The organism is Pseudomonas saliphila (genome assembly GCF_008638345.1).
In the GTDB taxonomy this organism is placed as follows: domain Bacteria; phylum Pseudomonadota; class Gammaproteobacteria; order Pseudomonadales; family Pseudomonadaceae; genus Halopseudomonas; species Halopseudomonas saliphila.
Genome location: NZ_VTVA01000004.1, coordinates 322,287 through 343,694 on the forward strand (window position 1 = coordinate 322,287; position 21,408 = coordinate 343,694).

18 protein-coding genes and 2 pseudogenes are annotated in these 21,408 nt (G+C 56.1%); 13 read left to right on the forward strand and 7 right to left on the reverse strand.

What is annotated here, in order from left to right:
- Nucleotides 1-186 precede the first annotated feature (186 nt).
- The gene (locus FHK95_RS07030) at nt 187-1,566 is read left to right on the forward strand and encodes a DEAD/DEAH box helicase (RefSeq protein WP_150303879.1); all 1,380 of its coding nucleotides are present in this window, start codon (nt 187-189) and stop codon (nt 1,564-1,566) included.
- A gap of 27 nt (nt 1,567-1,593) precedes the next feature.
- Here the strand turns inward: FHK95_RS07030 and FHK95_RS07035 are convergent, their stop codons facing one another.
- Nucleotides 1,594-2,871, reverse strand: coding sequence for a response regulator (locus FHK95_RS07035; RefSeq protein ID WP_178114732.1), 1,278 nt, complete (start codon nt 2,869-2,871; stop codon nt 1,594-1,596).
- Between the two features lie 399 nt (nt 2,872-3,270).
- Between FHK95_RS07035 and FHK95_RS07040 the strand changes: the two genes are divergently transcribed.
- Entirely contained in the window at nt 3,271-4,608 is a 1,338-nt protein-coding gene (locus FHK95_RS07040; protein WP_150303881.1) for a DUF1329 domain-containing protein, read from the forward strand.
- Between the two features lie 58 nt (nt 4,609-4,666).
- Here FHK95_RS07040 and FHK95_RS07045 read toward each other — a convergent pair whose 3' ends face one another.
- Nucleotides 4,667-5,347, reverse strand: a complete 681-nt coding sequence (locus FHK95_RS07045) for a response regulator (RefSeq protein WP_178114733.1) — start codon at nt 5,345-5,347, stop codon at nt 4,667-4,669.
- A 367-nt stretch (nt 5,348-5,714) separates the two neighbouring features.
- Here FHK95_RS07045 and FHK95_RS07050 point away from each other — a divergent pair, with 367 nt between their 5' ends.
- From FHK95_RS07050 to FHK95_RS07060, 3 genes are all read left to right on the forward strand, one after another.
- Complete coding sequence (locus FHK95_RS07050; RefSeq protein WP_150303883.1) at nt 5,715-6,032, forward strand: DUF2388 domain-containing protein; 318 nt, start codon at nt 5,715-5,717, stop codon at nt 6,030-6,032.
- Nucleotides 6,033-6,064: 32 nt separating this feature from the next.
- On the forward strand, nt 6,065-8,047 hold the full coding sequence (locus FHK95_RS07055; protein ID WP_150303884.1) for a DUF7844 domain-containing protein: 1,983 nt from the start codon (nt 6,065-6,067) through the stop codon (nt 8,045-8,047).
- 106 nt (nt 8,048-8,153) lie between these two features.
- Nucleotides 8,154-8,846, forward strand: coding sequence for an aspartate/glutamate racemase family protein (locus FHK95_RS07060; RefSeq protein ID WP_150303885.1), 693 nt, complete (start codon nt 8,154-8,156; stop codon nt 8,844-8,846).
- A 48-nt stretch (nt 8,847-8,894) separates the two neighbouring features.
- On the opposite strand, the gene FHK95_RS07065 is transcribed toward FHK95_RS07060, so the two are convergent.
- Entirely contained in the window at nt 8,895-9,098 is a 204-nt protein-coding gene (locus FHK95_RS07065) for a hypothetical protein (protein WP_150303886.1), read from the reverse strand.
- Nucleotides 9,099-9,171: 73 nt separating this feature from the next.
- Here FHK95_RS07065 and FHK95_RS07070 point away from each other — a divergent pair, with 73 nt between their 5' ends.
- Complete coding sequence (locus FHK95_RS07070) at nt 9,172-9,318, forward strand: entericidin A/B family lipoprotein (protein ID WP_150303887.1); 147 nt, start codon at nt 9,172-9,174, stop codon at nt 9,316-9,318.
- Nucleotides 9,319-9,625: 307 nt separating this feature from the next.
- On the opposite strand, the gene FHK95_RS07075 is transcribed toward FHK95_RS07070, so the two are convergent.
- Nucleotides 9,626-10,105, reverse strand: coding sequence for a YqhA family protein (locus FHK95_RS07075; protein ID WP_150303888.1), 480 nt, complete (start codon nt 10,103-10,105; stop codon nt 9,626-9,628).
- Nucleotides 10,106-10,515: 410 nt separating this feature from the next.
- Here FHK95_RS07075 and FHK95_RS07080 point away from each other — a divergent pair.
- Together FHK95_RS07080 and FHK95_RS07085 are read left to right on the forward strand one after the other, a co-directional pair.
- Nucleotides 10,516-10,692 (forward strand): annotated as a pseudogene (locus FHK95_RS07080) (type II toxin-antitoxin system Phd/YefM family antitoxin); the annotation flags it as partial.
- Nucleotides 10,689-10,942: pseudogene (locus FHK95_RS07085) on the forward strand (Txe/YoeB family addiction module toxin). The pseudogenes FHK95_RS07080 and FHK95_RS07085, both read left to right, overlap by 4 nt.
- A 74-nt stretch (nt 10,943-11,016) precedes the next feature.
- Here the strand turns inward: FHK95_RS07085 and FHK95_RS07090 are convergent.
- From FHK95_RS07090 to FHK95_RS07100, 3 genes are all read right to left on the reverse strand, one after another.
- Nucleotides 11,017-12,783: a hypothetical protein gene (locus FHK95_RS07090; protein WP_150303889.1), complete on the reverse strand. Its 1,767-nt coding sequence runs from the start codon at nt 12,781-12,783 to the stop codon at nt 11,017-11,019.
- Nucleotides 12,784-12,883: 100 nt separating this feature from the next.
- A complete protein-coding gene (locus tag FHK95_RS07095; RefSeq protein WP_150303890.1) occupies nt 12,884-13,168 on the reverse strand; it encodes a hypothetical protein in 285 nt (94 codons plus the stop codon).
- A gap of 89 nt (nt 13,169-13,257) precedes the next feature.
- Nucleotides 13,258-14,091, reverse strand: a complete 834-nt coding sequence (locus FHK95_RS07100; RefSeq protein WP_150303891.1) for a trypsin-like serine peptidase — start codon at nt 14,089-14,091, stop codon at nt 13,258-13,260.
- Between the two features lie 499 nt (nt 14,092-14,590).
- Here FHK95_RS07100 and metG point away from each other — a divergent pair, with 499 nt between their 5' ends.
- The 5 genes from metG (at nt 14,591) to rsxD (ending at nt 21,407) form a co-directional block, all read left to right on the forward strand.
- Nucleotides 14,591-16,657, forward strand: coding sequence for a methionine--tRNA ligase (gene metG / locus FHK95_RS07105; RefSeq protein WP_150303892.1), 2,067 nt, complete (start codon nt 14,591-14,593; stop codon nt 16,655-16,657).
- 145 nt (nt 16,658-16,802) lie between these two features.
- Nucleotides 16,803-17,387 (forward strand): electron transport complex subunit RsxA, encoded by a 585-nt coding sequence (rsxA, locus tag FHK95_RS07110; protein ID WP_150303893.1) that lies wholly within the window; start codon nt 16,803-16,805, stop codon nt 17,385-17,387.
- 2 nt (nt 17,388-17,389) lie between these two features.
- The gene (gene rsxB / locus FHK95_RS07115; protein WP_150303894.1) at nt 17,390-17,974 is read left to right on the forward strand and encodes an electron transport complex subunit RsxB; all 585 of its coding nucleotides are present in this window, start codon (nt 17,390-17,392) and stop codon (nt 17,972-17,974) included.
- A complete protein-coding gene (gene rsxC / locus FHK95_RS07120; protein ID WP_150303895.1) occupies nt 17,971-20,340 on the forward strand; it encodes an electron transport complex subunit RsxC in 2,370 nt (789 codons plus the stop codon). The genes rsxB and rsxC overlap by 4 nt, the downstream gene beginning before the upstream one ends.
- Nucleotides 20,340-21,407 (forward strand): electron transport complex subunit RsxD, encoded by a 1,068-nt coding sequence (gene rsxD / locus FHK95_RS07125; RefSeq protein ID WP_150303896.1) that lies wholly within the window; start codon nt 20,340-20,342, stop codon nt 21,405-21,407. The genes rsxC and rsxD overlap by 1 nt, the downstream gene beginning before the upstream one ends.
- The last annotated feature ends 1 nt before the right edge of the window (nt 21,408 follow it).

Consider the following 21,408-nt stretch of genomic DNA (forward strand, 5'->3'; position numbering starts at 1 on the left):
TGATTTCTCTGATTGACGAGTTCGCCGCGGTGGAACGGGCCAGATACGTCCCTTTCCAGCCGGCTGTTGGCAGCGGCCTGTCACCTATAGTGCCATAGCGATTCATGAGCGCCACGCTGGAAAGCAGAGACGCTACAGGGCGTGGGCGGGTAAACTCGAGACTACTCCCGTTCCAAAGGTACCCGGATGACTTTCGCCTCGCTCGGTCTGTTTGAGCCCCTGTTGAAAACATTGACCAGCCTGAACTATCAGACGCCAACGCCTTTGCAACTGCAAAGTATCCCCGCGATATTAGGCAACCAGGATCTGATCGCTACAGCGCAGACCGGCACCGGTAAAACAGCCGGCTTTGCGTTGCCGATATTGCAACGCCTGACACTCGCAGGTGCGCCAGTGAGCGCCAATTCGGTGCGCGCGCTGATTCTGGTGCCCACCCGCGAATTGGCCGAACAGGTACACCGGAGCATCCAGACCTATGGCCAGAATCTGCCGCTGCGCTCACTGGCTGTGTATGGCGGCGTCTCAATCAATCCGCAGATGATGGGCTTGCGCAAGGGCGTCGATGTGCTGGTGGCGACACCTGGGCGTCTGCTCGACCTGCACCGCCAGAATGCCGTTCGCTTCCGCCAGCTGGATATCCTGGTTCTGGATGAAGCAGACCGCATGCTCGATCTGGGCTTTTCCAGCGAACTCAACGAACTGATCGCGGTACTGCCGAAGCAACGTCAGACGCTGCTGTTCTCGGCGACCTTCTCCCAACGGCTTGAACGGCTCGCCGTGCAGGTTTCCAGGGCTCCCCAGCGTATCGCAGTCAGTACGCGCAACGCCGCAGCCAGCACTATTGCGCAGTGGCTGGTGCCGGTGGACCGCAAACGCAAGACCGAGCTGTTCCTGCATCTATTAAAGGATAGACAGTGGGGACAGGTGCTCGCATTTGTAAATACCCGCAAAGGAGCAGAGCAGCTGGTCCAGGCGGTGCAGGCCATCGGCATCAGTGTCGAGACGATACATGGCGACAAGCGACAGCCCACCCGGCTGCGCGCGCTGGAGCGATTCAAGGCTGGCGAGATCCAGGTACTGATAGCCACCAGCGTTGCGGCGCGGGGGCTGGATATCGAGGATTTACCCCTGGTAGTCAACATCGACTTGCCCCTTACCGCGGCAGACTATGTGCACCGGATTGGCAGAACGGGCCGCGCCGGCGCTGCGGGCGAGGCTGTTTCATTGGTCAGCGCGGATGAGGTCTCGCAACTGGCGGCCATCGAATCGCTGCTCGGTGAGGTCCTGACGCGCCATGAAGAGCCACACTTTATCGCAGAGCATCGACTCCCGGTCACAACAGCGGATGGTCTGATTCGCAAGAAACCTAAGAAGCCGAAGAAGCCCAAAATACCAAGACAGGAAGCTCAACCGAGCCCATCAGCACCCGAGGCAACCAGCGCGGCGCGCAGCAGAATACACCTGGGGGACTGGTTTACGGATGCGCCGGGCACTGAACCGAAGCCAGCCGCGCCCCCTTCCAAGGCCGCCAAACCTGCACCCGCCCGCCGTCCACCGCGGTCATAGAAGGAGTACAGGCCTTAACGCTCACCTTCACGGCTGTAATCGAACCTCAATGCGCTGATTCTGGCGTGCGATGGCATTCCAGTCTCCGGCGAGCAGAAAATCGTCCATTTCCGGGTATTCAACAAGCGGTTCTGGCTGCTCGGCAGGTTTGGCTATCAGACGGATGCGGCTACCTTCGACGAGGGGGTCCCGATTAGCAAAGTTGGCGAAACCCATGGAGAACAGCTCTGTGCTTCGGCCCCAGCGAGCGGCCTCAACACCAAACAGCTCGCAATCGCCCAGCGGCAAATTATCCGGCGCCAAGACCATTTCGCCGCGGTCATTCTGCACCAGGCAGAAGTCCCCAACGTGCGCGGTCAGGTGGATAACGCCCTGAAAACCGCCACCATGCAGCATCTGTATCAGTTCACTGACAAAGCTGAGCCGACGATCATTGAAGGGGATCTCATCCGGGCCATACTGCCCCTCGCGATTCAATGCCCATTCCAATCCGCGCAGCAAGGACTCCTTCTCATGCTCCGCGCGACCACGCTGTTGCGCCAGCGCGCCCAGCAGCACGCTGCCCTGCTCAGCACCGGTGCCAGGATTACTGAGTTCAGCAACAGGCCCGGCCTGGGCGTCCGGGTCTCCCAGTAGAATGTTATAGGTCAAAATCATCAATACCGCGCCTAACACCACACCACCAATCAACCAGGGCCAACCGTGTTGCACCGGCGCCTCAGGTGGTGGCGTTTGAATCTCGTCAAAGAAGCGCCGCAAATCCGACTTCAAACTTTGATGCAAGCGGCTTACTTGCTGCTCAAGCTGCGGCTTGAGCAGCTCGATCATGGCTTCGTCCGCTGCTTCGCGCGCCAGGCTGGTTATCTCCAGCGGCGGGCTGGCCGGTACTGTTGCAGGCGCGTCGGGTTGGTCGGGCTCCTCCGCTGCGGTGCCGATCAGCCGCAGTGCGCCGAGTACCACCTCCAGATCGGCCGCCTTTACCTCCTTGGGCAGTACACCCACAGCGCCCAGCGCACGCGCCTGCCCCAGGAACAATTCCTCACCGTCCTTCGAGGTGTACATCATGATCGGAATTAGCGCGGTGGCCGGATCACGCTTGATGATTGCGACAGCCTCAAGACCATCCATGCCGGGCATCATGTGATCCATGAAAATCGCATGGGGCTTGTTATAGACAAGGTATTCGAGGGCATCCTCTGCGGACTCTACTTCATCCACGATGATGCCGTGTTCCTCGAGGAGCCGTTTCAGGACAAGACGGGCCGACCGGGAATCGTCGACCACCAATGCGCGTTTAGAAGCCATGGCCATATCCGCTTTTGAGCTGGCATCAGGCGCGTTGCCCGATGGCGTATTATTTCCGCCAGCATAGGGAACGCGCCGGTTACCGGCACACACCTTGTTGTAAATCTGTGACGGTGTGCGCGACCGAAATACCGCCCTGGAACAGAATCGTGATCACTATAAAAATGCTATCGCCTGTATGGGGTAATGGCGAAAAGTCTCGTCCGGCTGGGTTGGCAATACAGCGAGACGGGGGATTTGTATGGTTTTTGTAGCCGAGCCATTATCCGCCGCCATTGCCGGATACAATTCGCCCGCGAACGGTCCCTAGGACAGGTTCGACGCACGATCAAATTGTTTCATGGCGAGGCGAACATGGCTTTCCGTTCTCCGGAGAGGATGCTCGTAAAGGAGAAAATAATGTACAGGAAGTTTGGCATAGCATTGCTGGCTGTATTCATCGGGCAGGCACAGGCCAAGGTTGACCCCGAGCAGGCCGCGCGCCTGGGTCAGGATCTGACACCCCTTGGAGCCGAGCGCGCGGGTAACGCCGCCGGCACCATTCCGGAATGGACCGGGGGTGTGAAACCACCCGCTGGTTACCAGTCTGGCATGCACCACCCGGACCCCTACAAGGCCGACGCCGAGTTATATCGGGTCAACAGTTCCAATATCCAGGAATATGCTGAACAACTCCCGGCCGGCATGCTCGATCTGCTCGAACGCAATCCTGACTATTATCTGCGCGTATTCCCGACTCGCCGCAGCGCATCGGCTCCGCAACGCATCTACGACGCCACCCGCAAAAACGCAGTGAATGGCGAGTTGATGTCCAACGGTAACGGTGTTGGTGGCGCCGCCGCGGGCATTCCCTTCCCTATCCCGCAGAGCGGAATGGAAGTTATCTGGAACCACATCCTGCATTACAAAGGCGACCAGAATCACTTCATCAACAGCCAGGCTGTCGTGATCAACGGCAACAGCAACCTGATCAAGCGCGACCGCGAGATCTATTACGTTTACGGCCGCGAAGACATGACCGAAGCGGATCTGAACAACACTCTGCTGTACTACAAGTATGTCGTCACCGCCCCGGCCAAGTTATCAGGCACCTCCCTGGTCGTGCAGGATCCGATGGATCAGGTGCTGACGACCCGCCGCGCCTGGCGCTATAGCCCGGACAATCGTCGGGTACGCCGCCTGCCATCACTGGCCTACGACTCGGTCCAGCCTGATACCAGCGGCCTGGCGACTGCCGATGTGGTGGATTCATACAACGGCGCTCCCGATCGTTATGACTGGACGCTGGTCGGCAAGCGCGAAATGCTGGTGCCCTACAACAGCTATGCGGTGCATCAGCAGGGCATCCCGTACGACAACATCATCCAGCCGAAAACCCTCAATTCGGAGTTGCTGCGCTACGAATTGCATCGCGTGTGGGTGGTTGACGCTCAGCTGAGATTCGGCCTGCGCCATCCCTATGAGAGTCGTCGTTTTTATATCGATGAGGACAGTTGGCAAATCCTTGCGGTGGATCTGCGTGACAAGGATGGCGACCTGATTGGTCTGCAGGAAAGTCACCCGATCAACTACTACGAGGTGCCCATGTTCAGCAGTACCCTCGAAACGCTGTATCACTTGAAGACCGGTGATTATTTCGCAGATGGGCTGGATAACAACGAACCCATGTACGACTTCGGCGTCGACCTCGATCCGAGGGATTTCTCGCCGCAGGCGCTACGTCGCGCCGGGAACTAGGAAAACACAGCCTGCATGCCGTTTCGCTTGCCTCGCAGCGAAACGGCAACCAACGCTGTTAGATCATGGCATAGATCGCAGCTGCCAATGCAGCGCCAATGATCGCCCCGCCCAACGCAGCCGGCCACAGGCTTTGAACGGGTGAAGTGGCTGGCTTGATCGACTCACGCATAACCTTGAATTCCGATTTGACGATGGACTGCATGCGCCGTGCATGAGCATCCAGGTGCGGCCGCATAAAGCGGAACATCGCTTCTTCTGCAGCCTCGCGGCCCAGGCTTTGGCCTTCAGCCGCCACAGCCTGCGCCGCTATGGTTTCGGTTGCCGCCTTCGGCAGCGGCGCCGCCTCCTCTTCCGGCTCCAGCAACCGCAGCGATTCCAGGGCAGCCGCCAGATCCGGCGACTCGATACCCTTGGGGATCACGCCGACGGCGCCCAGTGCTCTGGCCTGACCAAGAAAGACGTCGCCACCCTCCTTTGAGGTGTACATCATGATCGGGATCAGCCCGGTTGCGGGATTGCCCTTGATAATGCGCACGGCCTGGAAACCATCCATGCCCGGCATTGTGTGATCCATGAAAATCGCATGTGGCCTTCGATAGAGAAGATACTGCAATGCGTCTTCGGCTGAATCCACCTCATCCACTATGAGTCCGTGCTGTTTCAGCTGGCGTTTCAAGACGTGGCGTGCCGAGCGCGAATCGTCGACAATCAAAACCCGTTTAGAACCCATGTCCATTCTGCCCTTTTCCAGCATCGCGCCTCATGCGCGGTGCAGATCCATATCGCCTAGCATAAAAAATACCTCCTCTGCAGGCACGGCTGTCTTTCACAAATGTGACGCCGTTATCAAGGATCCGGTTGGCAGTTGAGAACACTTGACGTTAAGAGATTCATCGACAGTATTCGAAGCCGGATTTTGACGGCTATCGGTCGCCACCGATTTTCAGTACTCACCGTCGATGCAGCAGACGCATTCCATCAAACGCGCACACCGGGTTCGAATGCCGTGGCGAAAGAGGTATGATCCGAACCGCGGCGTGCGCAAAGTAGCCGCCCGTTTTGCAGGCTCAGGCCTACCTGTCTCATCTATTCGAGGATCTACCATGCATCGTCTATCCATGTTCATCGCGGCGGGTATTCTGGGCTTGTCCGGCGCTGCTACCGCCAGCAGCTTCGTCGGGACCACCGATGCCATCGGCTCGTCCCTTGCCAATACCGTCGAAGGAACCAGCGACATCACCTCATCGGTAGGCGATGACAAGGTGGTACTGGAAGCGCGCGAAGATGCAGCAAGCTTCGTGGGCAGCGAGGGTGACGTTCGTGGTGTCCGTCTGGAAGCAGCGCTCATGCATATTCGCAGCGAGCTCCCCGAGCTTGAAGCAACTGATATGCAACTGGCAGCGGCCATTCTGGCACTTTGAAAGCAGGCTCACGCTGCCACATCAGCACGCTGATGGGCAGCCCGCCCGGTCGCTTCACCCGCTCGGTTTTGCTGGGCGCCGGACTGTTTGTATGTGTTCTGGTCAGCAGCCCTGCCCTGGCCGATCTGGAACTCAGGCTGGTTGAGAACGGGCTTACACCCGACCAAGCCCTGGCCAGCCACGAACTCCTCACTTACGCGAGAAGCTCCCTGCCGCCACGTCTGGCCCAGCAGCTTGATCGTGAGATTTCCATCAGCTGGACCAGCACGTTGCCGGCACGGGTGATCGGCCGAGCGACTCCCAGTGGTCAGCTGCAGCTTAATCAGCGCTTTCTGCCGGCATTGATTACCGGCGATCAAGCGGCTCTGCCCCAGGGCCGCTCCCACGGCAGCGTGCAAAACGAACTGATCGCCACGCTGGTGCATGAAATCGCCCACCTTTATGACCGCGGCAGGTTCCTGGCGGATGACGCTCAGCGCGTACTGCGCCGATGTCAGACTCAATACGACACGCTGGGTGACATCGGATTACCGGCCGAATGCCGCGGGCAGATCGCCAGGCGCTACACCTTGAGTGATGATCCGCGCCTGCTGGATCTGGCCGGCTGGCCAGAACGGGTGGGCACGCGCGGCGAGAGAGAATCGGAAAACCGGCAACTGGCCCGCACGCCAGACGCCTACGAACTGACCAGTCCACGCGAGTTCGTGGCCGTCAATCTTGAGTACTTCCTGTCCGATCCCCAGTACCGCTGCCGTCGACCGGCGCTGCAGGCCTACTTCGCCCAGCATTTTGACTGGGCGCCCACCTTCGCCGAGCGCTGTGCCGATGAGCTGCCGTTCATCAATGCCGGCCTTGACGCCTCCAGCCCGGCGCTAGGCTGGCTGGACCCCGAGCGCATCTATCAGGTGCATTATCTGCTGGCCGAGCCAAACGACGCCTGGGCCAGCCGCTGGGGCCACAGCATGCTGCGTCTGGTTGTCTGCGCGCCCGGCCGACCCCGAGGCCCAGACTGCCTGCTCGATCTTGAGCATCATCTGGTGCTGTCATTCCGCGCCTTCGTGAATGACGTGCAGCTGTCGAGCTGGGACGGGCTGATCGGCAACTACCCGTCCAGGCTTTTTCTGCTGCCCCTGAATCAGGTAGTGGACGAATACACCAAACAGGAATTGCGCAGCCTGAGCTCCATTCCGCTGCGCCTGAGCCGCAGAGAGCAGATCGCGCTGGCCGCCCGCGCCGCAGAGATGCACTGGAGTTATGACGGCACCTATTATTTCATCTCCAATAACTGTGCGGTCGAAACGCTAAAACTGCTGCGCAGCGGCAGCGATCATCAGGCGCTGCGGGACCTCGACAGCATCACCCCGATAGACCTGCTGCGCAGCCTTGAAACCCGCGGTCTGGCGGACACAGCGGCGTTGCAGGACCGCAGCGAAGCGATGCGCACAGGCCTGTATTTTGATTCCTATCGCGAACGCTATCAGCAGATGTATACCGTGGTACGTGAACGGCTGCAGGTGCCACCGACCGACGTCGAAGACTGGCTGGATGGGTCCGCCAGCGATCGCCAGCGCTGGTTTGCCAAAGCCGATCACCGCACCGCAGCGGCATTGCTACTGCTGGAACAGGCGGCGATGCATCGCCTGGCGCTAACCATCAGGCACGAACTCAAGGAGCGTTACCTATCCGCCGAGCATCTGGCTGATCACGAGCTCGGTGAAACCGCCCAGCTGATGCGTGAGGCCATGGCCGAGAGTGCCTTTTTAAGCCGCCCGGCGGAGTTGCTATCGAACGGGTACGGATTGCCACAGCCAGGCGATCGGCAAGCCCTGCAACGTTCCAGCGATGCGCGCCAGCAGGAGCTGCTGAACTTGCTGGAGTCCGTCGATCAACGCGTGCAACGCCTGCTCACGCCTGAGCAGTTCGCAGAGCTAGAAGCCACCCGGAGCAATATTGGCCGCCTAGGTGACCTGCTTCGCCAGCTGCACAAAGCGGCCGGAGGCCTGGAGCTGCCCTGAGCCCTTTGCCGGTCATTGCCGGCGTCTCGAACTACTCTGTTCTGACTATTCTGATCTGAGTACGGCAGCTAAGCTTCTATTTCAGATAAGTCACCGGGGAGATCTCATGAAAACAATCGGCATGCTCGGCGGGATGAGCTGGGAATCCACCCAAAGCTATTACAGCGCGCTCAATCGCGGCATAAACCAGGCCCTCGGCGGCCTTCATTCGGCCAGAATCGTTATGCATAGCGTCGACTTCGCGGAGATTGCCGAGTTACAGGCCAGGGATGACTGGGATCAGGCCGCGCTGATTCTCGGAAACGCCGCTGCAGCTGTCGAATCAGCAGGTGCTGACTTCCTGCTGATTTGCGCCAACACCATGCATAAGGTAGCCCCCGCCATCCAGCAACGAATTGACATTCCGCTCCTGCACCTTGCCGACGCCACAGCGCGCGCGCTGACAACAGACGGCGTAACGCGCGCGGGCCTGCTCGGCACACGCTATACCATGGAGCAGGATTTCTACCGCGAGCGCCTGGAGGCGCAAGGCATTGAGGTTCTGGTGCCGAACGAGCACGACCGCACCTTCGTTCACGACGTGATCTATTCGCAGCTATGTCAGGGAATAGTCAGCGACGAGTCCCGAGCCGGGTATCTCCGGGTGATCGACTCACTTAGGGAACAAGGCGCTCAAGCGATCGTCCTGGGCTGCACCGAGATCGCTTTGTTGGTACAGCAGCAACACACCGAGGTACCGCTGTACGACACCGCTCAAATCCATGTCAACGAGGCCGTCGCCTACGCTCTCGCACCATAGGGGCGTGCGCTCACCACCGTCGAAGTGGACGACATGCCGTTTAACCCTCTAGACAATGACGGCTACAAGCAACTGTGCACTGGCGACCAGGTGGTTGCTACTGGCACCCGTGATTGCCGGCTTTTCCACGGCAGGGTATTCGAAGTGGATTTCGTCCCCACCATGGTGAACCGGCGATAACCGCCGCAGGTCGATTGCTTGCCATTGCGCCAGCGACACTTCAGCACTGGCCCAGACAACCAATCGAATCACGATGAACGGTTTTGCCGCCTCGCTGTCAGTACAAGTGAGAGCAATCCAACAACTCTCCTATCGAGGATAAATTATGAACCTAGTAACCAGAACATTTCTGCTGAGTATCACACTGCTGTTTGCTGTTGCCGGTTGCAACACGATGGAAGGCGCTGGCCAGGACATCGAAGCGGCGGGCGAAGGCATCGAAAGAGAGTCCCGGGAAAATCGCAACTACTAAGTGGATTTTCGGCTGGACAATGTTGCGCCCGGCTTATCTAAAGCCGAGCGCATCCAGCTTGAAGCGAGTCAGTCCGGGCAGGATATGCCCGGTCTTACCCAGCAGTAGTCAGCGCTCATCCCGTGCGCCCTGGCTCTGCACTGACGTCCCGTAGCACCCCGCCCCGCGCGCAAGGCACTAAAGTCGCACTCCGACGCTCCGCAATCACCACTGGCAAGCCCAATCCCCAGCCATTAATGCTAGCAGCACGGGCGCGACGTCAGGAGCGTCCCTGGCCTCCATTTGTTAATCTTCCAACTGAAGCAAATCAGTGTTTCATATTCTCCCAGGCGAATACCGCGGCCACAATCACTATTCCAATGGCAGCACCAAAGTATAACGTATCGATCGTGGCGCCAGTCTCTACCGCCTGTTCAAGAAACAGAATAACCAGAATTACCACAGCCACCTGGGTTAGTGTGACCTTCAAGTCATTGAAGCTCTTGATATCCAGAGTTTCGAGGAGTTTGCTTTCTTCAATGGGTATCGGACGGATGAACAAACGGTAAAGACTGACCGTGATGATTTGAAAAGTAATAGCGATCAACAGAAGATCCAGTAATTTAAGGAGTTTGACCGCGAGACTCTTTCCCCCATCACCAGAGGCAGGTATGTCGCGAACAACATCCAGCCCAATATTCAAGATAATATTAATAGAAGTGCCATACAGGAGCACGCATGATATTGCGCTAGTAATCACCGCCACCAGCACAAGAAACCGACTACTTCTGAAAATATTCTCGATCACAATAGCTCCGCATAACGTAGCAACACCAGTGGTGGCACTCCGGCCTTTACCTCTACCAGCTTCACCGAAGCATTTAGTCTTACATCCATCCTTTGGCTCGTTCTTCCAAATGCTCTGGCCGACCAGCGGAGTTAGTGGCTGTGCTAACGGCTCGCCGCACAGGACTCTCTCTTTCGGCCATCAAAAATAATTGGAGTTCAAGAAATTAACGCCCGGCTCACGCGCCGGGTTGGAGCAGTAAAGCGGCGGAAAATTGGTCGCTGTGCAGCCGATTGTGAAATCCTTTTGCGTACGGCATCCTGACCATGGTCAACATCTTGTACAGGAGCAACCTTATGGATGCCATTAGCTATACAGCCGCTAGAACCAATCTAGCAAAAACCATGGCGCAGGTCTGAGAAGACCATTCCCCTGTGATCATCATCCGAAGCAAATCGCAGTCCGTGGTAATGCTCTCTCTTGAGGACTATGAGGCGCCGCAAGAAACTGCATACCTTCTGCGAGCACCAAAAAACGCACGGCGCTTATTGGAATCCGTTGCCGAGCTGGAGCAAGGTGGTGGTCCGGAAAAGGAACTTCTTGAATGAGACTTATCTTCTCCGAGGATGCCTGCGAACATTATCTGTGCTGGCAGAAAACCGACAAAAAGGTTCTTAACCGAATCAACAAGCTGATCAAAGAGGCCAAGCGAGAACCGTTCGAAGGTGTTGGCAAACCAGAACCGCTCAACACAGTCTTGCCGTGTACTGGTCTCGCCGGATAAATGAAGAACACCGAGTAGTTTACAAGGTCACGGATGACGCTTTGCTTATCGCTCAGCTCCGGTATCACTACTGATTTAACGCCCCACTCACCGGAATTTTAGGAGCGAAGCGAGTAAAATTTCCGCGTGCAGTGGCTTGTTAGCACTATCAATCTGCACAATATATTATTGGTATCGCATTCATATCTCTAACAGCATGAGCAAATGATGAAATAATCCAGAGCAATTGAATAATGTGTCCCGGCACTGATTCACCACGTTGTATCTTAGAAAATTCATTTGTCACAGAAGACTTTGATATAAAAGAACAGCTTAGAATACATTTTCTATGAAGCTTGTAATCTTTTAACAATCCATCAAGATAACCCTCGGCTTGCGCTGGGTCGCCTTTTCTAATTCTAGCAATACTAGTATTGCAGCCACTATTTGAGTATATATCTGAGAACTTACCATTGATTCTTTCGAGCATCTGCTCTTTAGTAAAATACATATTTCCCAGATTTTTAATTCCTTGACCAACCACATCATGAAGGTTGCTTGCTGAAGTGCTAGTACTGCCATGCTTAGAATGGATGAAGCTTATATTAGATTCGGCACGGTTTAATGTGATGTGATCGGCCCATTCAATACCCAAATCATCACAGAATATATAGTCGTCGTTTTGATGTAAGCTCTCAACTACACCAAACATTGAGTCAACCTCAAACGCCGTACTTGTATCAGTAAAACCACCCTTTTCAGAAGTTACTGTAGGTATTTCAATTTTAGGATGCATTATCTCTAAGATACTATTTATCTCAGAAACTCCTGATTGGTCTTCAAAGCATGCCCCCATGAAGTACATGTATTTAGGATCCGTGAATGTGACGCTATAGTAACCATTTTTCACGATAAATTTTTGTAAGGTTACTTCCTTTCCGTTTTCGATTACTCGAAACTTTGTCAAAGCCTTCGACGTCAATGTTAAGCTTTTTTCATTCTTTCTAAGGCGCGTGCAGTTTTCTCTTCCAATAACCTTACACTTTGAGTCAAGTTCATATACTCTTTCAAGGCCTGCAAAAAGCTTGTTCTTAACCCGAGAAGAAATAACTACATTTACACCTCTAGCTGTCTTATATTTTAAAGTCAGACCGTCCCGTTCAATTCTTTCCTGTAACGGAGTGCTTTCCACAAGAATTGCATTAGGTTCACATGCGTTTAGAACATCGATTAATTCTACTTTCTTAGCAAAAGAATCCAGGAAGTTATTATCGTTCGAAGGGTTTTCAATAAGCTCAACTTGCTCCTTCACCCAAACAGCTATCTCGTCGAGGGACTTTCTTTGAGAAGACTCAACTAATCGCCCAGTTCCAGAAATTGTTTTTGTGATAGCGCCTTGACGTAACTTTAAATAAAATGGAATTGACCTTCCTGCAGAGTGTGTCGAAAGAAGTCCCTTTAAATCTGCAGCTTCATAAGACCTTGCTCTCATTGCCCTATCTGAAATAGTCATATTTCTTAAAGCGATTTTTTGAAACTCAACATCGTTATCGCCAAATGTACTTGTCAAATCTCTACTATCAACAAGTGTGAACTGATCTTTTAATAACTCGGATATATTTGCACAGCTTTTCTTAAAGATTGCCAAATAATTCTGATATTCGATCAATATAATAAATGCGTACACCCTATCTTCGAGCTCTGCGTCAATAAAATATACGGGCCTAACAGAAGGGAATACTCTAACTGAGCATTTATATTCTAACTCTGATTCATCAACTCTCTTATCAGCTCTGAAAAGGTCAACAACAAACTGAGCGCCCGTATCCATATTGTCGACTGCAGCACCGAGAATATCATTTATGATTAAATCATCAATGGCGTTCTTTGGTGTATAGAATTGTGCATTTTTTGTGAGTTCTAATCTTTCAGGCATGCTCAATACCTCCTTGTAGTGCTAACGTAGAGCTTTGCGGCAATTTTGTAGCCGCGAAGCGGTGGAGAAATTGTCCGGCAAAAGCGATTGGTTAGGCTAATCACCTCGATATAAAACGATGAACAAGATTTCCTCTGCGCATGAAGTAAAACGCCGAAATCCCATAGAGAATAAACTCTCCAATGCTTTTTGAAACTAACGTTTTGGCCGTTGTTTCCGCCATCATCTTGCCATCTGGGACGGATGAAGCCGCATCGACAATATCACCGAGGTGCAGCCAATAGGTTCCCATGCCGACTACACTCGTGAGGCTGACTACGGTCAAAACCAAGAACACTACTCCGCCCCCTCGTATTACAACCCATAGCGCTTCGTCTTTACTCATACTCTGTCCTTAAATTCGCCTAACGCCGCCAGCAGGGGCCGAAAAACCAGAGTGAAGCGGCGGTTTTTTGGTCCCTCTGGCTGGCTTTGTTAGGTGATTTCAACATCACGACTCTCTGAGCTACGTAAGTTATATTCGTTTTCGGCGGCTACCAATAGGTCTTTTAATATACTCACATGCCATACTCGACCAAGGTCAGACTCAGGGTTGATACGCCCAGAATAGATGCCTAGAAACTCCCAAGCGATTTTTGGTGAGAGTTGTGCTGTAATTTTATCGCCATTAACAAACCTGTAGTTTGAAACCCTGTAGGCAATAACAGGTGAGCCCGATTGCCCCTGCCTAGAGCGGCAATCAATAAGGAATACTGGATTTTCCTCTGTCACTAAGTCGAGTTCTTGAGCAAGAAACCCTGTAACCCAGACCGGAAGCTTCCCTGTTGTTGAAAGCCCAAATGGAAATCCTATAACGCTTACAGTTTCTGCTGGATTAATGACCATTTTAATTCGATCACTGTCTTCTTCGATGTAGTAAGGTAGACACAAAACATCAGCACCCCATTTTACATTTAAAGCAACTACATCAGCGGATGCTCCTAATGTTGGGTGCTCGATCCAGTATGGTGTTTCATCGTCTCGATATAACGGGAGCTTTACTTTTAACCATTCGCCTACGTTTGGTTCGGAACGATGAAAGTAAATAACAATATTGTCGGGGGTTCCCAAGGTTTTGCTGAGGCACTCTCCAGTATCTTGGTGTCGGCCTGTTACATTGTGTCTATTGGTAATCACAGCACAACGAGAACCCTTATCAACGGCTGCCAATATTGCTGTTCCAGTACTTAGCAGCTGATCACCAAAACACATTTCAATATAAATCGATTTCAGCGATGGAATTTCAATATTTAGCGGGTATGTGCTCACCGGGTGCTCCTCTCCATGTGCTGCATTCACCTAACAGTGATTAGACGGAATTCCATCATATGGCATATTCGTTACTTCCAGATAACTCCGGTCCGCCGGACAGCTCCAGGCACGAAAAATTCTTAATATCAATAACCTAGAACTGCCCGCGTGATACTGCCCGTAATTGCATGACTTCCGCATTTCATGATTTCAATACCTGGGTCGGTTTTGCCATGACAGCCGCATGACGAACTCTGGCCACGCTACCGCTCTACCTCTTCAAAACGGGCATAGGCGTGTCTTGATCACACATTTTGAGATAGGAGACGGCTGTCCTTGCCGCTAGGCGGGTAAGTCGAGGGCGTCCCTTGCCGATTTCGAGCATATAACAGCATTGCTGGCATTACTAACCCGTAGGCGGCCGGTAGCGCCGTGCCTGATCCGTATCCCCCCGCCCGCCTGCTTCTGCTATCATCGCACCCCTTTCATCAGCTAACCGGAAAGTACCCAAACGCCCATGTCTCAGAATGCCAGCCAACGCCAGATTCTTGTAACCAGCGCCCTGCCCTATGCCAATGGTTCGATCCATTTGGGGCATATGCTTGAGTACATTCAGACGGACATGTGGGTGCGTTTCCAGAAGCTGCGTGGCAATCAGTGCATCTATGTGTGCGCTGACGATGCGCATGGCTCGGCGATCATGTTGCGCGCCGAGAAGGAAGGCATCACGCCGGAGCAATTGATCGACAACGTGAAGGCCGAGCACTCGGCTGATTTCGCCGATTTCCTGGTGGATTTCGATAATTACCATTCCACCCATTCGGAAGAAAACCGCGAGCTGTCGTCGCTTATCTATGAAAGATTGAAAGAAGCCGGCCATATCAGCACCCGCTCGGTGACGCAGTACTTCGATCCCGAGAAGAAGATGTTTCTGGCTGACCGCTTCATCAAGGGCACCTGTCCGAAATGTGCGGCAGAGGATCAGTACGGGGACAACTGCGAAAAATGCGGTGCCACCTACGAGCCCACCGAGCTGAAAGACCCGCGTTCGGCCATCTCCGGCGCTACGCCGGTCTTGCGCGACTCCAAGCACTTCTTCTTTCGCCTGCAGGACTTTTCCGACATGCTCAAGCAATGGACCCGCGGCGGGGCCTTGCAGGAGTCAGTGGCGAACAAGATTTCCGAATGGCTGGATTCCGGCCTTCACGAGTGGGATATCAGCCGTGATGCGCCCTACTTCGGTTTCGAAATCCCTGGCGAGCCGGGCAAATATTTCTATGTGTGGCTGGATGCGCCGGTCGGCTACATGGCCAGTTTCAAGAATCTGTGCGCGCGTCGTCCGGAGCTGAGTTTTGATGCCTATTGGAACGCCGATTCCACCGCCGAGCTGTATCACTTCATCGGCAAGGACATCATCAATTTCCACACCCTGTTCTGGCCGGCGATGCTCGAAGGTGCAAACTTCCGCAAGCCAACGGCGGTGCATGTGCATGGCTACCTGACGGTGAATGGGCAGAAAATGTCCAAGTCCCGCGGCACCTTTATCAAGGCGCGCACCTATCTCGAACACCTGTCGCCGGAATATCTGCGCTATTACTACGCCGCCAAGCTTGGCCGTGGCGTGGAAGATCTGGACCTCAGCCTTGATGACTTCGTGCAGAAGGTGAATTCGGATCTGGTCGGCAAGGTAGTGAACATCGCCAGCCGCTGCGCAGGCTTCATCCACAAGGGCAACGGCGGCGTAATGGTCGCGGCGAACCCGGCTCCTGAGCTGACCGATGCCTTCGCCAAGGCCGCGCCCGGCATCGCCGAGGCCTACGAGAAACGTGATTTTGCCCGCGCCATGCGCGACATCATGGGGTTGGCGGACAAGGCCAATGCCTATATTGCCGACAAAGCACCCTGGGCATTGAACAAGCAGGAAGGCAAAGAGGCTGAAGTGCAGGCGATTTGCTCGTTGGGCATCAACCTGTTCCGCCAGTTGGTAATTTTCCTCAAGCCGGTATTGCCGCGCCTGGCCGCCGACGCCGAGGCGTTCCTCAACGTGCCGGAGCTGACCTGGACCAGTCACGAAACACTGCTTGCCGATCACCAGTTGAACCCGTTCAAGCCATTGCTTACGCGCATCGAGCCAGCCAGAATTGAAGCCATGGTCGAAGCGTCCAAGGAAGACCTGGAAGCAGCCGCAACCGAAACGGCTGCCGCAACAGCGGTAGCCACCGGCAATGGCGAGTTGACCAAGGAGCCGATTGGCGACGAGATTGATTTCAATACCTTCGCGGCGGTGGATCTGCGTGTGGCACTGATCGAGAAATGTGAGTTTGTCGAAGGCGCGGACAAACTGCTGCGCCTCACGCTGGATATCGGCGATGCCAAGCGCAACGTATTCTCCGGGATCAAGAGCGCCTATCCTGAACCGAGCAAGCTCGAAGGTCGACTGACGCTCTACGTTGCCAACCTGGCGCCACGGAAGATGAAATTCGGCGTATCCGAAGGGATGGTTCTGGCGGCAGGGCCCGGCGGCGAAGACATCTACTTGCTCAGTCCCGACGCGGGCGCCAAGCCAGGCCAGCGGGTCAAGTGAGCCTCAGCTAGCTCATACTCTGCGGCATTGGCGGTCGGGACGGTAATAGCCGAGCGTACAGGGATGTATTTACAGCGTGTCCGAGACAGGCGACTGATAATGCCGCTCGCACGCAGACACAGCGACTCCAACACGGTTGGGTAATATGACGGAATTTGCCCTGATCCTGGTCAGTACCATACTGGTCAACAACTTCGTTCTGGTGCAGTTTCTCGGGCTCTGTCCGTTCATGGGCGTGTCCGGCAAGCTGGAAACCGCGATCGGCATGTCGATGGCGACGACCTTCGTGCTGACGCTGGCGTCGATCCTCAGCTATCTGACCTTCCAGTACATTCTGGTGCCCTTCGAGCTCGAGTTTCTGCGAACCATCTCCTTCATCCTGGTGATTGCCGTGGTCGTGCAATTCACCGAAATGGTGGTGCACAAGACCAGCCCCCTGCTGTACCGGGTGCTGGGCATTTTTCTCCCGCTGATTACCACCAACTGCGCCGTGCTGGGCGTTGCGCTGCTGAACACCAACCGCGCCGAGCAGACCTTCATGAAGTCCGCGTTTTACGGCCTTGGCGCGGCGATTGGTTTTTCCATGGTGCTGATTCTGTTCGCCGGTTTGCGTGAGCGCATCGCCATTGCGGACGTCCCAGCGCCCTTTCGCGGAGCGGCCATCGGCATGATCACCGCCGGCCTGATGTCACTCGCGTTCATGGGCTTTACCGGACTCATAAGGTTGTAAGCATGGGTATCGTCATTACTGCCATCCTGGTACTGCTTGGCCTGGCGCTGATCTTCGGCGCGATCCTGGGCTATGCCGCAATCCGCTTCAAGATTGAAGGCGATCCTATCGTCGATCAGATCAACGCGCTGCTGCCCCAGACGCAATGCGGCCAGTGCGGGCACCCTGGCTGCAAGCCCTACGCCGAATCGATAGCCAATGGCGGCGAGCCCATCAATAAATGCCCGCCGGGTGGCGAATCGACGATCCAGGCGCTGGCCGACCTGCTGGACGTCGAACCGCTACCGCTCGACGCCGAACATGGTGAAGAAAAGCCGCGTACCGTCGCCTACATCCGCGAAGCCGAGTGTATCGGCTGCACCAAGTGCATTCAGGCCTGCCCGGTCGATGCCATCCTCGGCGCCGCCAAGCAGATGCATACCGTCATCGTCGACGAATGTACCGGCTGCGATCTGTGCGTCGAACCCTGTCCAGTGGATTGCATCGACATGCTGCCGCTACCGACTACACCGCAGAACTGGAAGTGGGATTATCCCTTGCCTGGCAAAACCCTGATCGCCACCGACGCCCAGCGAGGCGCAGCATGAGCCACGCCACGCCCATCAAGATCTGGGACATTCCCGGCGGCATTCATCCGCCGGAAAACAAGCATCAGTCCACGGCGCACGGGTTGGAAATCGCGCCACTGCCCCCACGGCTGATACTGCCGCTGCAGCAGCATATCGGCGCGCGAGCCGAACCCGTCGTGAGTGTCGGCGACAAAGTCCTCAAGGGGCAGTTGCTGGCCGAAGCCAACGGGCTGGTCAGTTGCCCGCTGCATGCACCGACTTCCGGCACCATCAGTGCCATCGGGCCTGCGCCCTACCCACATGCCTCCGGCCTTGAAGAATGGGCGATAACACTGGAAAGCGATGGCCAGGACGTCTGGACAGACCTTGAACCGATCGAGGATTTCAAGGCACTGGATGCTGCGCCGCTGCTGGAAACCATTCGACTGGCGGGCGTCAGTGGTCTCGGCGGTGCGGGATTTCCGACCGCGGTCAAACTCAATGCGCGTCCGGAACAGAAGCTGCATTCGCTGATCATCAACGGCACCGAATGCGAGCCCTACATCACTGCCGATGATACGGCGATGCGTTACAAGGCGGCAGAGATCGTCGCCGGTATCGAAATCCTCATGCACATCCTGCGCCCCGGCGAAGTACTGATCGGGATCGAGGATAACAAGCCCGAGGCCATTGCCGCGATGCGTGAAGCGGTGGGCGATCGCGAGATGCAGATCGTGCCCTTCCCCACCAAGTACCCCTCGGGTGGCGAAAAACAATTGATCCAGATCCTGACCGGCCGAGAAGTCCCCAGCGGCGGTCTGCCCGCGGATATCGGCATGGTCTGCCAGAATATCGGCACCTTGCTCGCGATCCACGATGCAGTGATCCTTGGTCAGCCATTGATCAAGCGCATTACCACCCTGACCGGCGAAGCTCTGACACGTCCCACCAATGTCGAGGCGCTGATTGGTACGCCCATCCGCGATCTGCTCGAGTTTGCTGGGCTACAACCGGATCGCTTGTATCGACTGGTCATGGGCGGGCCTATGATGGGCTTTACGCTGCAGAGCATGGATGCCCCCATCATCAAGACCAGCAACTGCCTGCTGGCCGGCACGCTCGAAGAGCTGCCCCCGCCGCCGGTAGCACAACCCTGCATCCGCTGTGGGCTTTGCTCCGAGGCCTGTCCGGCGATGCTGCTGCCGCAACAGTTGCACTGGTTTGCCCTCGGCAAGGAATATGACCAGCTTCAACGCCTGAATCTGTTCGATTGCATCGAATGCGGCTGCTGTTCCTACGTGTGCCCCAGCAGCATTCCGCTGGTGCAGTATTACCGTGCAGCCAAATCCGAAATTCGTGCGCTGGAACTGCAACATCACAAGGCTGAACACTCCAAACAGCGCTTCGAGCAGCGCCAACAGCGTCTGCAACATGAAGCCGAACAGAAGGAAGCAGACCGCAAGGCCCGCGCTGAAAAGGCTGCCCGCATGAAAGCGGCCAAGGAGGCCGGGGCAGCCGCGCCTGGCACGCCGGCCCCCGCCGAGCCGGACGTTGCCCGGGTCACGGCGCAGAAGCCAGCAGGCCTGAACGCCGAGCAGAAACAGCTTAAAATCGCCGCCGCTACGGCGCAGATGGCGCTGAAGAAGGCGCAGAAGCAGGTAGCAGCCAACCCGGACAACGAAGAACTGAAGGCGCAGGTGCCGGTGCTTGAACAAGCCTGGCGCGAAGCCCAGCAACGCTTCGACGCCAGCCTTGGTGAAGCCTCGGTGCAAACCACTCCGGCGCCCGCTGCGGCGGCGGGCGATGAAACCAAACGACTCAAGATTGAAGCCGCCATGCTGCGCGCCAGCCTGAAAAAGGCCGAACGTGCAGCGGGGGATGCGCCAACCGAAGAACAGGAAAAGGAAATCTATGCCCTGCGCGAGCAGGTCGCTGCCGCCGAGGCGCGCCTGCCCAAGGACGTCGCCGCCAAAAAGCCCATCGATGAGAATCTGAAACAGGCCAAGCTCGATGCGGCGATGGCCAAGGCCGGTCTGAAGAAAGCCGAGCGCGCGCTGGCAGACCACATCGACGATTCCGCCTTGCAACAGGAGGTAGAGCGCTGCCGGGACGTACTGACGGACGCCCTGCGCACGCTGGAGGCGGCTGAAGCAAACACTGTGCAGCCTACGCCGGAACGTCAGCGGGTCGAGAAAACGCCCATCGACGAAACCACCCGCGAGCGCAAGACCGAGCTGGCCATGGCCAAGGCAGCCTTCAAAAAGGCCGAGCAGGCGCTGAAGCAGGCGCAGGACACCGACGGCGATACCAGCGCAGCACAAGCCGAACTGGATCGTAGCAAAGAAGCGCTGAACAAGGCCGCCAAGGCCCTGGCCGACCATATGGCCAGCAAGGAGACCGACTGATGGCGCTGGTTCGTATGACCTCACCCCATGCCCGCGGCAATAATCGGACCCAGAACATAATGCTCTGGGTAGTTGGCGCTACCCTGCCCGGCGTGCTGGCCATGACCTGGTTCTTTGGCTTCGGCACGCTGATCAACATTTTGCTGGCAAGTGCCGTGGCGCTGGGTACCGAAGCACTCATCCTGAAGATACGCAAACGGCCGGTGTCGTTTTTCGTCTCTGACGGCAGCGCGCTGGTCACCGCCTGGTTGCTGGCTCTGGCGTTGCCGCCGATGTCGCCCTGGTGGCTGGTGGTCATCGCCGCCAGTTTCGCTATCGTTTTCGGCAAACAGCTCTATGGCGGACTGGGGCAAAACCCATTCAATCCGGCCATGCTCGGTTACGCGGTGGTGTTGATCTCCTTTCCGGTGGAGATGACGGCCTGGCCGGCCTGGCGCGGCATCGAACAGAGCGTTCCGGACCTATCGGCCACCCTTGGGCTGCTGGATGCGCTGCGCCAGGTGTTTGGATTTTCCGCGCAGGCCATCGATGGCTGGACGCACGCCACCCCCCTTGATCTGCTCAAGAACAACAGCGGGCTGACGATGGACGAGTTGGCCGCGAGCCAACCGGTATTCGGCGCGCTGGGCGGGAATGTCTGGGAATGGATCAACCTGGCCTATCTGGCAGGCGGTATCTTGTTGATCTACAAGCGTATTTTTACTTGGCATGCGCCGCTCGGCATGCTCGCGGCGCTAGTGATCATGAGCCTGCTTTTCTGGGGGGGCAGCGGGTCTGATTCCAATGGCTCACCGCTGTTTCATCTGCTCAGCGGCGCGACCATGCTCGGGGCTTTCTTCATCGTTACCGATCCGGTGTCCGGCGCCACCAGCAATCTGGGCCGAGTGGTATTCGGCGCGGGTGTCGGCGTGCTGGTGTATGTCATCCGCGCCTGGGGCGGGTATCCGGACGCGATCGCCTTTGCAGTGCTGCTGATGAACCTCACCGCTCCCACCATCGATTACTACACCACTCCGCGGACCTATGGCCATCGCAAGGCCGAGCGCGGCATGGGCAAGGTGGACTGAC

Bases quoted from the DNA above. Each gene is read 5' to 3' on its own strand.
- FHK95_RS07095 (WP_150303890.1), bottom strand. From the start codon at position 13,168: ATGAGTAAAGACGAAGCGCTATGGGTTGTAATACGAGGGGGCGGAGTA.
- rsxA (WP_150303893.1), top strand. From the start codon at position 16,803: ATGACGGAATTTGCCCTGATCCTGGTCAGTACCATACTGGTCAACAAC.
- rsxD (WP_150303896.1), top strand. From the start codon at position 20,340: ATGGCGCTGGTTCGTATGACCTCACCCCATGCCCGCGGCAATAATCGG.
- rsxB (WP_150303894.1), top strand. From the start codon at position 17,390: ATGGGTATCGTCATTACTGCCATCCTGGTACTGCTTGGCCTGGCGCTG.
- FHK95_RS07045 (WP_178114733.1), bottom strand. From the start codon at position 5,347: ATGGACATGGGTTCTAAACGGGTTTTGATTGTCGACGATTCGCGCTCG.
- FHK95_RS07060 (WP_150303885.1), top strand. From the start codon at position 8,154: ATGAAAACAATCGGCATGCTCGGCGGGATGAGCTGGGAATCCACCCAA.
- FHK95_RS07055 (WP_150303884.1), top strand. From the start codon at position 6,065: ATGGGCAGCCCGCCCGGTCGCTTCACCCGCTCGGTTTTGCTGGGCGCC.
- FHK95_RS07090 (WP_150303889.1), bottom strand. From the start codon at position 12,783: ATGCCTGAAAGATTAGAACTCACAAAAAATGCACAATTCTATACACCA.
- FHK95_RS07050 (WP_150303883.1), top strand. From the start codon at position 5,715: ATGCATCGTCTATCCATGTTCATCGCGGCGGGTATTCTGGGCTTGTCC.
- FHK95_RS07030 (WP_150303879.1), top strand. From the start codon at position 187: ATGACTTTCGCCTCGCTCGGTCTGTTTGAGCCCCTGTTGAAAACATTG.
- FHK95_RS07035 (WP_178114732.1), bottom strand. From the start codon at position 2,871: ATGGCTTCTAAACGCGCATTGGTGGTCGACGATTCCCGGTCGGCCCGT.
- metG (WP_150303892.1), top strand. From the start codon at position 14,591: ATGTCTCAGAATGCCAGCCAACGCCAGATTCTTGTAACCAGCGCCCTG.
- FHK95_RS07040 (WP_150303881.1), top strand. From the start codon at position 3,271: ATGTACAGGAAGTTTGGCATAGCATTGCTGGCTGTATTCATCGGGCAG.
- rsxC (WP_150303895.1), top strand. From the start codon at position 17,971: ATGAGCCACGCCACGCCCATCAAGATCTGGGACATTCCCGGCGGCATT.
- FHK95_RS07070 (WP_150303887.1), top strand. From the start codon at position 9,172: ATGAACCTAGTAACCAGAACATTTCTGCTGAGTATCACACTGCTGTTT.